The following is a 14,969-nucleotide window of genomic DNA, read 5'->3' as shown; positions in this document are numbered from 1 at the left end:
CCGTGTTCCGCCATTGAGGAGTTGAATGTGTGTTCACACTCTCATGACCCGCACATCCTGTGTCCCCAATGCGATTTGTTGGTGACGCTGCCCGACCTGCAATATGGCCAGAAGGCCAACTGCCCCCGTTGTAAAACCACCTTGACCATGCGCTGGCGGGAGCCGCACAGACGTCCGGTCGGTTACGCGCTTTCTGCGCTGTTTATGCTGCTGCTCGCCAACCTGTTTCCCTTCGTCAACATGAATGTCAAAGGGCTGAGCAGTGAAGTCATGCTGATTCAGATCCCGCAGGTGCTGGTGGATGAAAACTACGCCAGCCTCGCCTCGCTGTTCATGATTGTGGTGCAGATGATCCCGGCGCTGTGCATGCTGTCGATTATTCTGCTGTGCAAACCGGTGAAAATGCCGCGTCGCTGGAGTGTTCGCCTCGGCTGGCTGCTGTTCCATCTCAAGTCCTGGTGCATGGTGGAGATTTTCCTCGCCGGTGTGCTGGTCAGCTTCGTCAAGCTGATTGCCTATGGCGACGTCGGCGTGGGCACCAGTTTTGTTCCGTATGTGCTGTTCTGTCTGCTTCAGGTTCGCGCCTTTCAGTGCACGGATCGCCTGTGGTTATGGCGTCAGCTTTCGCCGGCACCGGCCATCGCTCAGCCGCTGAAAATCGGCAGGAGCGGGTTGTCGCAGGGGCTGCGTTCCTGTCAGTGCTGCATGGCTATCTTGCCGGTGCAGCAGACACAGTGTCCGCGCTGCGGCAGTACGGGTCATGCCCGCAAAAAACACAGTCTGCAATGGACGATGGCGCTGCTGGTGACGTCAATCATGCTGTATATCCCGGCCAATATGCTGCCTATCATGATTACGCAGGTATTAGGCTCCAAGATGCCGTCGACGATTATGGCCGGGGTTGTGCTGCTGTGGGGCGAAGGCTCCTACCCGATTGCAGGCGTCATTTTTATTGCCAGTATCATGGTGCCGTCGCTGAAAATGCTGGCTATCGGCCGCCTGTGCTGGGATGCCAACAGTCACAAGAAAATAGACCGTGAACGGCTGCACGTGATTTACGAGGTCGTGGAATTCGTTGGCCGCTGGTCGATGATTGACGTGGTTCGTGATTGCGGTGCTCTCGGCGCTGGTCAGAATGGGGCAATTAATGAGTATTTATCCGGATATCGGCGCATTGCTCTTTGCTGCGGTGGTTATCCTCACCATGTTCGCCGCCAATACATTCGATCCCCGACTGATTTGGGATCGTTCAGGAACCACTGAAAACAAGGAACAACTCGATGTCGGAAAATAAGTCTGCCCACGAGGAGAACACCTCGGGCGTGGCGGAGGTCGGCAAAATCAAGCGCTGGTCTCCGGTGTGGATTATTCCGGTGCTGACCGCCTTAATCGGTGCCTGGATCCTGTTTTATCACTTTAGCCATCAGGGGCCGGAAGTGACCCTGATTACCTCTTCCGCCGAAGGTATCGAAGCCGGTAAAACCACCATCAAAAGCCGCAACGTCAACGTCGGGCAGGTGGAAACCGTGAGCCTGAGCGAAGACTTGCAGCAGGTTATCATCAAGGCACGCCTTGATTCGGGCATGGAAAAAATGCTCAGGGACGATTCCGTATTCTGGGTCGTCAAGCCGCAGGTCGGACGCGAAGGCATTTCCGGACTCGGCACCTTGCTGTCGGGCGCCTACATTCAGTTGCAGGCCGGTTCCAAGGGCGAAGAAAAAGAGCAGTATGATCTGATGGACTCTCCGCCGCTGGCCTCGCCGGATGCCAAGGGGATCCGCGTGGTGCTGACAAGCGATCGCGCCGGTCAGCTTAATCCGGGCGATCCTGTGCTGTTCCGCGGTTTCCAGGTCGGTACGGTCGAAACCAGCCACTTCGACCCGCAAACGCGCAAGATTCGCTATCAGCTGTTTGTCCGCTCGCCTTACGACGGGTTGGTCACCAGCAATGTGCGTTTCTGGAAAGAGAGCGGCGTGAACTTCGATATGTCTTCGGCCGGTATTCGCGTCGAAATGGGCTCGCTGACCACGCTGTTTAGCGGCGGCGTAAGCTTTGACGTGCCGGACGGCTGGGAGCAGGGCGCGAAAGCCGAAAACAGTGCAACCTACGCGCTGTTCAACGATCAGCGCAGCATTCAGGATTCGCTCTACACCAATCATACCGATTATGTGCTGTTCTTCAGCGACTCCGTGCGCGGTCTACAGCCGGGTGCGCCGGTCGAATTCCGCGGGATTCGTCTGGGTACTGTGGGTCAGGTTCCGTATCAGGCGCTGGGACTCGGCAAGCAGATAGACAACGATTACCGTATTCCGGTGCTGATTCGTATCGAACCCGAGCGCTTCAACAAGCTGCTGGGCAAGGACTTCAACATGGATGCGCGTCTTCAGGAAGCGCTGAAAGGCGGACTGCGCGCGTCGCTGAAGTCGGCGAACCTGCTGACCGGCTCGCTGTACATCGACCTGGACTTCTATCCAAACGCCAAGCCGTGGAAAGGCCCGTACTCGGTCGACGGTCAGGCGCTGCTGCCGACAGTGAGCGGCGGACTGGCGCAGATTCAGCAGAAACTGATGGCGACGCTCGACAAGATAAACGCGCTGCCGCTGAATCCGATGATCAACGAAGCGACCAAAACGTTGGCGCAGAGCCAGAAAACGTTGCAGTCGACGCAGAAAACCATCGATTCGCTCAACGCCATCGTGTCGAGCAAAGAGATGAAAAATCTGCCGCAGGACATGCAGAAAACCCTGACGCAGCTTAATCGCAGCATGAAGGGCTTCCAGCCTGGTTCACCGGCCTACAACAAGATGGTCGGGGATATGCAGCGTCTGGATGAAACCTTGCGTGAACTGCAACCGGTGCTGAAAACTCTGAATCAGAAGAGCAATGCGCTGGTATTCGCCGCCCCCGGGCAAGATGATCCTCAGCCGAAGAAGGCCAAATAATGATGAAATGGATACCTGTCGTCTTAACGTTGTTTCTGGCGGCCTGCAGCAGTGACGCCAAAAAGACCTACTATCAATTGCCGACGCTCAATCCGTCGGCCACGGTCAGCGCAACGTCTTCCGTCAATGGCGGCTTGCTGCCGGTGACGGAGCCGCACAGACTGTGGATTTCGCAGGTCAACGTGGCCGATTTCCTCAACAGCTCCAATTCGGGGCTGGTGTACCAGACCAACGATGTGCAATACGTGATGGCGGCCAACAACCTGTGGGCGAGTCCGCTTGACCAGCAATTGCAGCAGACGCTGCAAACCTATCTCGGCCGCGATTTGCCGGGTTGGGTCGTGTCGAGTCAGCAGGCCTCTGACGGCTCCCAGGAGGAGTTGTCGGTGAATGTGACAGGCTTCCACGGGCGTCATGATGGCAGGGCCGTGATAAGCGGCTCATGGACGTTGAGCAAGGATGGGCAGGTAAGCCAGCACACCTTCAATACCGTCTTGAAGCAGGATGAAGACGGTTACGATGCGCTGGTCCGAACTCTGGCGAGCGGATGGCAGCAGGAAGCCAGCAGTATTGCTTCACAAATTAGATAAATTTTTTTAATTAGATCGATAAAAAATCCCGATTCCTGTGCAGGCAGGCGTCGGGATTTTTTTATTGGCGATCAGTTGCCTGGCGGTTTGGCCGCGCGATTAGCTCGCGCGCAATCTATAAATATAGCGCAAAATTATGACAATGGCGTGAATTTTGCGCATTGACCTTTAACTGGAATGCGACTAATTCTTAGATGTGGACGTAAGTGTGCGCCACTGTTTTTCTTTCCACTTGACCTGAATAATGAGGGACACGAGGCATGAAGAGACAAAAACGCGATCGCCTGGAACGGGCACAATCACGTGGTTATCAAGCAGGAATTGGAGGACGTTCGAAAGAAATTTGTCCTTACCAATCGCTAGACGCGCGATCACACTGGCTTGGAGGTTGGCGAGAAGCCATGGAGGTCAGGGCAGTAAACGCTTAAGCGGCTCCCCCTGATAGGAAAGGGATAATCTCCGCGCTATCTTCGGTAGATGGCGCGGAGATTTTTTTAGAAAGCAGTCGTGTCTTTGAACAGACCCACTTTCAGATCGGTGGCGGTGTAGATCACTTCGCCATCAACCAGCACTTCACCATCTGCCACACCCATGATCAGTTTACGGTTGATCACGCGTTTGAAGTTCAGACGGTAGGTGACTTTCTTCGCGGTCGGCAGAACCTGACCGGTGAATTTCACTTCGCCCACGCCCAGCGCACGGCCTTTACCTTCGCCGCCCAGCCAGCCGAGGTAGAATCCTACCAGCTGCCACATGGCGTCGAGACCCAGACAACCCGGCATCACCGGATCGCCGATGAAGTGGCAACTGAAGAACCACAAATCAGGATTGATATCCAATTCGGCTTCAACGTAGCCTTTGTTATGGCTACCGCCGTCTTCGGTCATTTTGACGATGCGATCCATCATCAGCATATTGCCCGACGGCAATGGTGGGCCACCTGCTCCGAAAAGTTCGCTACGGCCAGAGGCTTCGAGGTCTTCTTTCGTATAGGATTCGCGTTTATCTACCATGTTTTATGTAAGCCTTATTTTATTGAAGCACGCATCTTAGCTAACAGCTGTACGCTGAACAAGTCCGATCAGCTACGGGAGAACCAATTTAACCAACGTAGCAGCCACGGGTAACGCGGACGCTCAAGGGCAGTGACCTGGGCAATGCGTTCCTGAATCAGCGCCAGCAGGTTAGGCGTTTCTTCATTTTCTTCAATGGAAGTATAGGGTAAGCCTATCAGGATAGGCAGCGCGTCGGCGGCGTTATCGACTGACCATAAATGGAACTTGCCTTCACGCACGGCCTCGATCACTTGAGGATGCAGACAAAGATTTCTCACGTTGGCCGTGGGAATAATGACACCCTGCTTGCCGGTGAGTTCACGGCGTTGGCAAACTTCGAAAAATCCTTCGATTTTCTCATTCACGCCGCCAATGGGTTGCACGTTACCGAACTGATCCACGGAGCCGGTCACGGCGATTTGCTGGGTAATAGGCTGCATGGACAGGGCGCTGATTAACGCACAGAGCTCGGCAAGCGACGCGCTGTCGCCATCGACTTCGCCGTAGGACTGCTCGAAAACCGTTGACGCCGAGAAGGGCAGGGGCTGATCGAGTTCCAGTTCTGAAACCAGAAATGCCTGGAGAATCATCATGCCCTTGGCATGCAGATTGCCACCCAGTTCCGCCTTTCTTTCTACGTCGTTGAATTCGCCGTCACCGGCGTGAACGACGCAGCTAATGCGCGAAGGCTCGCCAAAGGCGCGCGGATGCCCCGGATATTCCAGCACAGAAAGACCATTGATCTGACCAATGACTTCGCCTTCCGTCTCTATCATGATTTGACCCAGCTCAATCTCGTCCTGCATTCTTTCCTGCAGGTAACTCTCACGCCAGGCGCGAGTCGAGATGGCGGCGTCGAAGGCCTTGGCGGTCAGCGCAGGCTCGTCATTATAAAGTTCGGCTTCGGTTAACTGGGCAGAAAGCCAGGTCGGGTCCAGCGGCAGACAGCCCTGATCGTTGCTAAAACGTACGGAAGCTTTCAGCAGTTCCGGCCAGGCATCGACTGAAAGACGCGGAATTTCAAGCTCATCGGCCAGGGTGTTGACGTAGGCACACCATTTTTCCATGTCATCGTTGTCGGCAAGCGGCAGGTCGGCTTCGAATTCACCATAAAACGCGGTTTCGAGCAGCTCGGGTTCCATCTCGTTCAATTCGCCGAGAGAAACGCGGTCGCCAACCAGAATCAGTTTCACATCCAGCGGCATGGAAGGAATGCTGACCGGCAACGGGCGTGTTTCATCGGGAGAAACCCAATGATAGCGCTCGTTGGTGATCATCTGCTTTAAACGCAGCCAGAGCAGCGGCTGCGCGAGAAGCGCGCGCACCGACAGCAGCAGTACGCCACCATTGACCTGATGAATTAAACCGGGTTGCAGCTCAATCTGATCTTTATAAATGCGGACACAGCCAAACAGTTGCTCAGCCTCAATCCATTCCTGATAAAGACAGTGCGACGCGCCACTGAAGGGAGCCTCGGGATCTTGCGCGGGAAGGACCTGAATGTTGCGACCGTCGATTTGATACTGACTGCCCACCAGTTCATCGGCTTCGGGCAGCAGCGCATTGACGGCATCGGCCAGACGCGCGAGATAGTCCCGGCTCTCCTGACCTTTCACGGTCATAAAGCGCTGACGCGAATTCGGGTGGCAAAACAGGGAAAGTCCATTCTCGAGACGCGGCTGAATCACGGAAAAATCGACCGGGGCCAACTGATCCGCTGTAGCAAAAATTGTCTGGTATGGCGTGGAATCCGGCAGTAAGAGCTGCCAATCGAGTCGGTTATTGGTCAATGTGTTAGCTGTAGTCTTTAATAGGGAAAGGGCGATTATACAAGAATACGTCGTGCTTGATACCACGAGAGTGACTCATTACACACAGAGTTGTGACATTCTGACTCGGGTGAGCAAAAAATAAGCGCTGTGATCCTAAGCACGTAGTGAGATTAGTAGAGTAAAAAGTGACATAAAGCTGTTATGCTTATCTACGTTACGTGGTCACAGAAGAGCTTGCGATGAAATATCAGCAACTGGAAAACCTTGAGAGCGGTTGGAAATGGAATTACCTGGTAAAGAAACACCGCGAGGGTGAAAAAATCACCCGCCATGTGGAGAACAGCGCCGCGCAGGATGCCGTGGAACAGCTGTTAAAACTCGAGAACGAACCGGTCAGGGTGCTCGAATGGATAGACACGCACATGAGCAAGGCGCTGGATAACCGCCTTAAGCAGACCATTCGTGCCCGGCGTAAACGCCACTTCAACTCTGAACATCAGCATACGCGCAAGAAATCCATCGATCTGGAATTTCTGGTCTGGCAGCGGCTTGCCGCACTGGCGCAGCGTCGTGGCTCGACCCTTTCCGACACCATTATTCAATTGTTGGAAGATGCCGAACGCAAAGAAAAATACGCCACGCAAATGTCTTCCCTCAAGCAGGATCTTTTGCAGATCCTCGACAACAAAGAACACTGATCCACAAAGAGCAGGGATCCTGCCGGCAGGCGCCGACCGCCTGCCGATCAACATTTCTCAACCAGCACTCCTGCCCTGAATCCTGCATACACTCCTGCTGATAAACCCCATTGCCCATTATTATCGTCTTCTTTTGAAAACAGAAAATGGGGGCAAAAAAAACCCCGCAATGCGGGGTTTTTGAAGTCAGGTCTATCGAAAGATAGCGGTATTACTTAAGCCTGTGGCTGAGTAACAACGTCTTTGATACCTTTAACTTCGATTTCTACGCGACGGTTAGGTGCGAAGTTTTCGATCTGAGCTTTAGTAGCACGGCCTGATTTGTAACCGAAGTTGCCGGTAACTTGATCAGCTTCGCCACGACCCTGTGCAGAGATCTTGTTAGAAGGGATACCTTTAGATACCAGGTAATCCACTACTGATTGAGCACGTTGCTCAGACAGTTTCTGGTTAGATGCTTCTGAACCAACTGGGTCGGTGTAACCCAGAACTACGACTGAACCGTCTTTCGGATCCAGTGAGCTCAGTTGGGTGTACAGCTGATCCAGAGCCTGACGGCCTTCTGGTTTCAGGGAAGCTTTGCCGAAGGTGAACAGAACGTCAGATTTCAGAGTGAACTTGTGAGTCTGTACAACTGGAGCTGGAGCTGGGGTCGGAGCAACAGGTGCTGGAGCATCGTCTTGACCGAAACGGTAAGAAACACCCACAGACAGCATTGCGTTATCAGGACGTGCGCCAACAGTCGCTGCGTCACCGATGTTGTTAACCCACTGGTAGTCCAAACGGGTTGCCCAGTTTTTGGTTACTGCGTATTCGAAACCAACTGCAGCCAGTGGAGAAACACCGTTGTCGTTGTCGCTTACGCGGTTGCCGTTGCCAAAGTTGCCTTTAGCATCTGCACGCCAAACCATACCACCCAGACGAGTGTAGATGTCCAGATCGTCAGTCAGTGGGTAGCTCAGTTTAGCAGCCAGCTGGATGCCTTGTGCTTTGAATGCGCCATTGTTTACGCTGCCTTTATAAGGCATACGGCCGAGCCAGTCGTAACCGCCTTCGAAGCCCAGGAATGGATTTACCTGATAACCTACGAACGCACCAGCGCCCAGTTGGCTTTCATGGGTAGGGCCATTACCAATACCGTCGTAAGCATTAGCAAAACCAGTATCGTGATACTGGGACCAGCCCAATTTCGCACCGGTGTACCAGGTGTTATCTTTCGGGGCGGCTTGCGCTACGGTAGCGAAACCTGCCAGTGCCACTGCTAATGCGATAGCTGTCTTTTTCATTTATGCGCCTCGTTATCATCCAAATAGGCAATTGAGCTTTAAGCTGTAAGCCCTTGGTTAAATTCCTTCGTCCAAGTTATTGCTTCACTTAGGTACTTGCCACTTTTCGTAGGCATTATAAGAGCAACCTTGGCGAACTAAAGTCTACAACGTGGCGAGAAACTTACAAGCTTGAAGTGATAACGCAGCGGAAAAAAGGGAAAAATGTACACATTTTTTAACATCAAAGCTAAAAAGTTGACGAAACTATGTGTTTTTTCACCTCAAAAAGACCCAGTTTTACTGGGTAAATTGGGTTTTTCAGCACAAAAAACTAAAAAGAGCCGACATTTCGTCGGATTACTCCTAAATTGATTTAATGGTACACAGACGAGTGAATTTTTACTGCGGGGGTTGTCCGTCGGCACAAAAAGGGCTGATTAGGGGCTTCATGATGAACCCATAGGAGCCACCCACTTCTGCCGCGACCTGCAATCTTTTGCGATCGAGATCGTTCAATTCTGGAAGCCAGCCGAGTACAACGCTGTAATTGCCGGTGAGCAGGGCGCGTTCCATGGCATCTACCGAAGCCATGCCCTGCAATTGACTCACCTGAACGATTTTGTCGACAGGAAGCCCGGACTGCGCCAGCCAGCGGCGGCTCAGTTTTTGCGTTGGGGTCAGCCAAAGTAGCCAGCGAGACTGTTCACCCAGATGGTGAAGCAGGGGCAGGAGCAACTGCGTTAAAGCGGGCTGATTTTCACTATAGACGAACTCACTGAGTAAGCCACTGTTAGCGGTAGATTTTTGGCACTTTGGCGCTGAAGTGGCGGTCATGGAGTGCTGGCTAAAATGAGGGTGCTGACGATGATGAGTTCGCATAGTGTTGTTCCACCAGTGAGTTACTGTATGGATATACAGTACTGCGACTGTGGTGAGAGATCAACCTAAATTTTCCAAGACGTCTCGCAAATCTCGTTTTAAGTCGCCCGAAAATTCACTTTAGGTTTGGCGGCTTCCCCTGCTTTGCGTATTTTGCTTTTAGCGGTTCACGTAACGTCCGTTATCTTTTCACGTGTCATAACCGATAAGGAAATCAATATGTTAAAAGCTACAAAAGAAAGGGTTGATCAATCCATCGCATTGCTCGCCTCGTTGGGGAAGTTCGCAGTCGCGCCCAGTTTGGCGGGTTCAGCCTGTCTTTGCGCGGTTCGATGTTTGCGCTGGTTGCCGAAGGGGAACTTTATCTGCGCGCTACGCAGGACAACGAAAACATGATGCGGGCGCTCATGATGCCGCAGTTTGTCTATTACAAACGCGGCATGGAAATCCTGCTGCGCTATTTTCGGGTCGATGAAACGCTGTGGCAGCATCCAGATCAACTCATCGCTCTGGCCGACGAGTCCATTCGCGGTATGGAAAGTGAAAAGGCCGCGCGAAAAAGCCAGCCGCGAAGGCTCAAGGATCTGCCCAATATCAACCTGACACTCGAACGTACGCTGTGGCAGGTTGGGGTAAAAGACGCGGCGGAACTTCGTGTTCAGGGGGCTATCGGAACCTATGTGAAAATCTGCGCGTTAAAGAAGGAGACGGGCCTCAACACGCTGCTGGCACTCGAAGGGGCCATTCTCGGCTTTCACAAGTCGGTGCTGCCCACGCAATCCCACGCCATGCTGCTTAACTGGTTCAATAGCTTTCAGCAGGATGATTGCAGAATCAGCGCATAGACAACGGCCGGCAGAAGAGTGAAATCCTCTGCCGGCCTTTTTTAAACGGCAATCGGCGTCTCGACCGGGGCGATTTTGCTGTTGAGGCTGGTCAGCTCCGGCAGATGTTCCATCAACAATCTGATTTGCTGTAAAACCAGCTGCTCTTTGGTGTCGGAAGACGACGTTTTGGCCTGAATGCGCGCCGCGAGGGATTCGAGAGGCGGGGTGATAGCCAGACTCTCTTCCTTATTAAGCGCCTGGTCGATAAACCGTGTCGCGTCGTCGAGCAGGCCAAGGGTTTCATTGTCTTCCAGCTTTTCGCGATGCGCGCCCAGCGCCGAAATATAGCTGAGCATGGTGTGATTCAGGCACAGCAGGCGGAAGGCGGCGTCCAGCGTCTCGGCCGCGTTGTCTTTTTCGGAGGTCATGTTCGACACCACCGACGCCAGCTCGGCATCACAGTTGTGTGCATCGCGGCGCGCCAGTCGATAGGTCAGCCCATTATCTTTGCCCTGATGATATTGCTGCACCACGGCGTCGAGATAGCGGCAGTTGGCCTGAAACGTCCTGTTGACCACCACGGGCAATTGGCGAAAACGCCAGTCGGGCCACAGATAACTGACGGCAACCCAGGCAATCAGGCAGCCAATGAGTGTGTCGACGATGCGTGGAAGCGCCACGGCAAAGCCCTGACCCATCAGGTTGAACAGCAGGAGCGCCAGCAGAGTAATAAACATTGTTGCCTGCGCGTACTGAATATTGCGAAAGGCGAAGAACAGCATGCCGAAAACGACAATCAGAATCAGCTGGCCTTCGAGCGACGGAATGAAATACAGCATCGGCATGCCCAGCGCGACACCGGCGAGCGTGCCTATCACGCGCAGCGCCAGCCTTCGGCGCGTCGCACTGTAGTTCGGCTGGCAGACAAACAGGCTGGTGAGCAAAATCCAGTAACCGTGGTCCAGCCCGCTGAACTGGATAAACATATAACCGGTCAAAAGCACCGCAGACATGCGCACGGCATGGCGAAACAGCGCCGATTTCGGCGTTAAATGGCGCGAAATGCGCAACCAGATATCCTGAAAACCGTGGATTTTGTCATCGGCAAAGGTATTCGGACCGGCGGGCTGGTCTTCCGACAGCGCCTGCTCCGACTCGATATTCGACAACTGACCATCGATTGCCCGCAAATTTTTAAGCAGATGACGCAACGCCTTGATAAGACTGCTGTCCGGCTCAAGCGCAGACTCGCGTTCGATGGCTTCGCCGAGGCGCAGAAAAGCGCGCTCAAACAGGGGATTATGTTGATAGCTCTGTCGATAGAGAATGCATTGCGACAACTGCTGGCAGGCGGTGGACTGCATACTCATCAGCCTTTGCAGGCGAAAAAGGAGATCGGTTTGATGAAAACGGGCATGCAGTTTCTGGTATTGCACGTGTATCGAACTGGCGCGTTCGTGAATATCCTGCGCCACAAAATAGTATTGCAGCGTTCTGCGCGTGCCTTTTTGCCCGCGATCGCCCTTTAACCGGCTTTGCAGGGCATTTTTGGTTTCATTCAACGTGGTAACCAGCTGACCATTGGCCATCGCCAGATTAATCAGTTGCTGGCTGTTGCTGCCTTCCTGATCGGGGTCGAACATGTTGGATTTGGCATCCAGATAACTCGCCAAACGTTGATAACAGCGGGCAATGTGGTCCTGCAAAGGACGAATCGGAAACACCAGATGGCCCGCAAGCGTTACCAGGTAATACCAGAGCGTGCCTATCAGCAGCAGCACCGATTGCTCGTACCACACCTGATAGACATTATTGATGCCGAGCATGGTATAGATGGCAATCAGCAGCGCGCCAAAGGCAATGGTGGCGTAACGTTGTCCGAGCGCGCCCAGCAAGATAAAACCGCAGCTCGAGAGTGTGAGTCCAACGGCGAACAGCCACGGATACGGGAAAAGCAGCACCACGGAAACCGAGGCAACAAAAAGGAAACCAGCGTAATTAACAGATTACGCAAACGACCGGCCAAACGATCGTCCAAGTCGCTTAATCCGGCGGCGACCACCCCGAGCGTGAGCGGGATGGTCAGTTTCGGCTCGGAGATAAGCCAGGGCGCGATAACGGTTCCCGCAAGGGCAATAAAAATGCGAATGCTGTACAGCAGATTGCTGTTATAGGCATAGCGCCTTAGGCCGGGTGCAATAGAGAGCACGGAAAACTCCAGCAAGAAGATGAATGATAGCACTCAAGAGCGGCGAATCAGCGAATTCGCCCGTCATTTCTCAGTCGTGCTGCGCTGGCTTCACGCGCCTGTTTTGCCAGTTCGACGGACACAACACGGCGTCCTACCGGCCAGAGTGCGATGGCTGCAATTTTGAAGTTGGCGATGCCGACCGGAATACCGATAATGCTGACACATTGCACGATGCCGGTCGCAATATGAGAAAGACACAGCCACCAGCCGAAGAACACTAGCCAGAAAATGTTAAGCAGCGTGCCGCCGCCCGAAAGCACCGCATTGCGACGTTCCGGATACAATTCATCGACATGGATTGCTTCATTGCCGAAAGGCAGAAACGACAGGCGGGTGATTTCCCAGCAGGAACGGGTCAACGGCAGGGTGAAAATCAGCACGATACTGACCAGTGTGGCAAATAGCCAGGCAAGCGTAGTGAAAAAACCGCCGAGAACGAAATTCAAGATATTCAATATAGTACGCATAAAAAGTCCCGTCTTTAATTTAAGCTGTCCAACGCCAGTGCGTTACGATAATCCTGCATCCGGGTATTCTACCCTGTTTTTGGTACTGGAGCGCCACTGCCGATCGCAGGTAAACTGCATTTGGCTCAGGCTCATATAATTAAAAAACACGGCGTATTGACATGGAACTGAAATCGACATCATTTGGCAAGCATCTGGCACAGCATCCCTACAATCGGGTGCGGCTTCTGAACGCGGGGGTCGAAGTCAGCGGCAGTAAACATCAATACCTTATTCCTTTTAACCAGCTTATTCAGATTCGCTGCAAACGCGGCATCGTGTGGGGCGAACTCGAGTTCGAACTGCCCGATCAGAAAGTCGTACGCCTGCATGGCACCGAATGGCAGGAAACGCAGAAATTCTACCAGTATCTGCTGAAGATTTGGCAGAGCTGGAGCCAGGAAATGAGCGAGGTCAGCGCCGGTGTTTTACAGCGGCAGATTGAAAATATCACCCGCATCGAGCAGCAGGATCTGTGGTTTAAACGCTCCCGTCTCGCCGAGGTGCAAAAACAGATTCAAACCGCATTCGACGCCGTTCCGGTGCCGGTTGAACGATTGAGCGAATTCGAAAATTGCCGTGATGACTACGCCACCTGTTTACGCTGGCTGAAACAGGGCGCGCAAAGTGTGGTGCAGCGAAATCAGAACTGGACCGACAGCGTCATTGCCGAAAACCGGGACTTTTTCGACACGGTTGAAACCACGCCGCTGAACGAAAGCCAATGCCGCGCCGTGGTCAACGGCGAAGATGCCGTGCTGGTACTCGCCGGGGCGGGAAGCGGGAAGACCTCCGTGCTGGTGGCGCGTGCTGGCTGGCTGTTGCGTCGTCAGGAAGCCTTGCCCGAACAGATTCTGCTGCTGGCCTTTGGTCGTCAGGCGGCCGATGAAATGAATCTGCGGGTAAGGGACCGCTTGCACACCGAGGGAATAAACGCCAGGACCTTTCACGCGCTTGCGCTGCAGATTATTCAGCAAGGTAGCAAAAAAGTACCCAAAATCAGCAAGCTGGAAACCGACAGCAAAGTGCGCCGTTCACTGTTGGTGAAAACCTGGCAGCAGCAGTGTGCCGAAAAGAAAGCCCAGGCCAGCGGCTGGCGACAATGGCTGAGTGAAGAGCTGGAGTGGGTCGTGCCCGAGGGCGACTTCTGGAAAAACAAGCCGCTGGCGGAACGTCTGGGCAGTCGGCTGGAACGCTGGATAAGCCTGATGCGCACCCACGGCGGCAGTCAGGCCGAAATGATTGAACAGGCTCCGGAAGAGATTCGCGACCTGTTCCAGAAGAGAATCAAGCTGATGGCACCTCTGATGAAAGCGTGGAAAGCCCGGCTAAAAGAAGAAGAGGCCGTCGATTTCTCCGGATTGATTCATCAGGCGGTGAATATCCTCGAAAAAGGGCGGTTCATTAGTCCGTGGAAACACATTCTGGTCGACGAATTTCAGGATATCTCGCCGCAACGGGCCAGATTACTGGCGGCATTACGCCAGCAGAACAGCCAAACCAGCCTGTTTGCCGTGGGCGATGACTGGCAGGCCATCTACCGATTCAGCGGTGCCGAACTGTCTCTGACCACGGCGTTTGCCGAGAACTTTGGCGAAGGCGCACAGTGCGCGCTGGACACCACCTACCGCTTTAACGATCGCATCGGCGAGATTGCCAACCGCTTCGTCACCCAAAATCCGCATCAGCTGAAAAAACCGCTGAACAGTCTGACCAGGGGCAATAAAAAGAATGTCGTTATCCTACCCGAAGATCAACTCGAAAAATTGCTCGATAAACTCAGCGGTTACGCCGAAGACGACGACAAGATTCTTGTTCTTTCCCGTTATCACCATCTTCGCCCCGACGTGTTGCAAAAGGCCGCCACCCGCTGGCCGAAGCTTAATCTCGAATTTATGACTATCCATGCCAGCAAGGGGCAGCAGGCGGAATACGTGATTATTGTCGGGTTGCACGAAGGCAGTGACGGTTTCCCCGCCGCCGCACGCGAATCGGTAATGGAGGAGGTGTTATTGCCGAAGCCGGAAGATTTCGCCGATGCAGAAGAACGCCGGTTGCTGTATGTGGCGATGACCCGAGCCAGACATCAGGTGTGGTTGATGCAGGATAAAACCCGACCGTCCGTGTTTGTCGAACAGCTTGAAGAGTTGGGCGTGCCGTCGCAGCGCAAGCCGTAAAAAT

General features: G+C 53.6%; 10 protein-coding genes and 3 pseudogenes. 7 read left to right on the top strand and 6 right to left on the bottom strand.

Annotated elements, in window-relative coordinates:
• Window positions 1-27 precede the first annotated feature (27 nt).
• The 4 genes and pseudogenes from pqiA to rmf all read left to right on the top strand — a co-directional run bounded on the left by pqiA (window position 28) and on the right by rmf (window position 3,960).
• Window positions 28-1,294: pseudogene (gene pqiA / locus O1V66_RS11035) on the top strand (membrane integrity-associated transporter subunit PqiA).
• Entirely contained in the window at window positions 1,281-2,942 is a 1,662-nt protein-coding gene (gene pqiB / locus O1V66_RS11030) for an intermembrane transport protein PqiB (RefSeq protein WP_045046389.1), read from the top strand. The pseudogene pqiA and the gene pqiB overlap by 14 nt, the downstream one beginning before the upstream one ends.
• Window positions 2,942-3,532, top strand: coding sequence for a membrane integrity-associated transporter subunit PqiC (pqiC, locus tag O1V66_RS11025; RefSeq protein ID WP_045046390.1), 591 nt, complete (start codon window positions 2,942-2,944; stop codon window positions 3,530-3,532). Before pqiB ends, pqiC begins: the two co-directional genes overlap by 1 nt.
• A gap of 260 nt (window positions 3,533-3,792) precedes the next feature.
• The gene (rmf, locus tag O1V66_RS11020; RefSeq protein WP_072045040.1) at window positions 3,793-3,960 is read left to right on the top strand and encodes a ribosome modulation factor; all 168 of its coding nucleotides are present in this window, start codon (window positions 3,793-3,795) and stop codon (window positions 3,958-3,960) included.
• A 66-nt stretch (window positions 3,961-4,026) separates the two neighbouring features.
• On the opposite strand, the gene fabA is transcribed toward rmf, so the two are convergent.
• A complete protein-coding gene (gene fabA, locus O1V66_RS11015; RefSeq protein ID WP_045046391.1) occupies window positions 4,027-4,545 on the bottom strand; it encodes a bifunctional 3-hydroxydecanoyl-ACP dehydratase/trans-2-decenoyl-ACP isomerase in 519 nt (172 codons plus the stop codon).
• 68 nt (window positions 4,546-4,613) lie between these two features.
• Window positions 4,614-6,377, bottom strand: a complete 1,764-nt coding sequence (locus tag O1V66_RS11010) for an AAA family ATPase (RefSeq protein ID WP_045046392.1) — start codon at window positions 6,375-6,377, stop codon at window positions 4,614-4,616.
• Between the two features lie 221 nt (window positions 6,378-6,598).
• Here O1V66_RS11010 and matP point away from each other — a divergent pair, with 221 nt between their 5' ends.
• On the top strand, window positions 6,599-7,057 hold the full coding sequence (gene matP, locus O1V66_RS11005; protein WP_045046393.1) for a macrodomain Ter protein MatP: 459 nt from the start codon (window positions 6,599-6,601) through the stop codon (window positions 7,055-7,057).
• 215 nt (window positions 7,058-7,272) lie between these two features.
• Here matP and ompA read toward each other — a convergent pair whose 3' ends face one another.
• Together ompA and sulA are read right to left on the bottom strand one after the other, a co-directional pair.
• Window positions 7,273-8,343, bottom strand: coding sequence for a porin OmpA (ompA, locus tag O1V66_RS11000; protein ID WP_045046394.1), 1,071 nt, complete (start codon window positions 8,341-8,343; stop codon window positions 7,273-7,275).
• 355 nt (window positions 8,344-8,698) lie between these two features.
• Window positions 8,699-9,204, bottom strand: a pseudogene (gene sulA / locus O1V66_RS10995) (SOS-induced cell division inhibitor SulA).
• 332 nt (window positions 9,205-9,536) lie between these two features.
• Between sulA and O1V66_RS10990 the strand changes: the two are divergent.
• A complete protein-coding gene (locus tag O1V66_RS10990; protein WP_269127421.1) occupies window positions 9,537-10,049 on the top strand; it encodes a TfoX/Sxy family DNA transformation protein in 513 nt (170 codons plus the stop codon).
• A 41-nt stretch (window positions 10,050-10,090) separates the two neighbouring features.
• On the opposite strand, the pseudogene yccS reads toward O1V66_RS10990, so the two are convergent.
• Window positions 10,091-12,240, bottom strand: a pseudogene (yccS, locus tag O1V66_RS10985) (YccS family putative transporter).
• A 47-nt stretch (window positions 12,241-12,287) separates the two neighbouring features.
• A complete protein-coding gene (locus O1V66_RS10980; protein ID WP_045046398.1) occupies window positions 12,288-12,749 on the bottom strand; it encodes a YccF domain-containing protein in 462 nt (153 codons plus the stop codon).
• Between the two features lie 161 nt (window positions 12,750-12,910).
• Here O1V66_RS10980 and helD point away from each other — a divergent pair, with 161 nt between their 5' ends.
• Complete coding sequence (helD, locus tag O1V66_RS10975) at window positions 12,911-14,965, top strand: DNA helicase IV (RefSeq protein WP_045046399.1); 2,055 nt, start codon at window positions 12,911-12,913, stop codon at window positions 14,963-14,965.
• Window positions 14,966-14,969 lie beyond the last annotated feature (4 nt).

Source organism: Rouxiella chamberiensis (assembly GCF_026967475.1).
In the GTDB taxonomy this organism is placed as follows: Bacteria; Pseudomonadota; Gammaproteobacteria; order Enterobacterales; family Enterobacteriaceae; genus Rouxiella; species Rouxiella chamberiensis.
The sequence above is the reverse complement of the archived record's forward strand: the minus strand, read 5'-3'. Positions and strand labels throughout refer to the sequence as shown.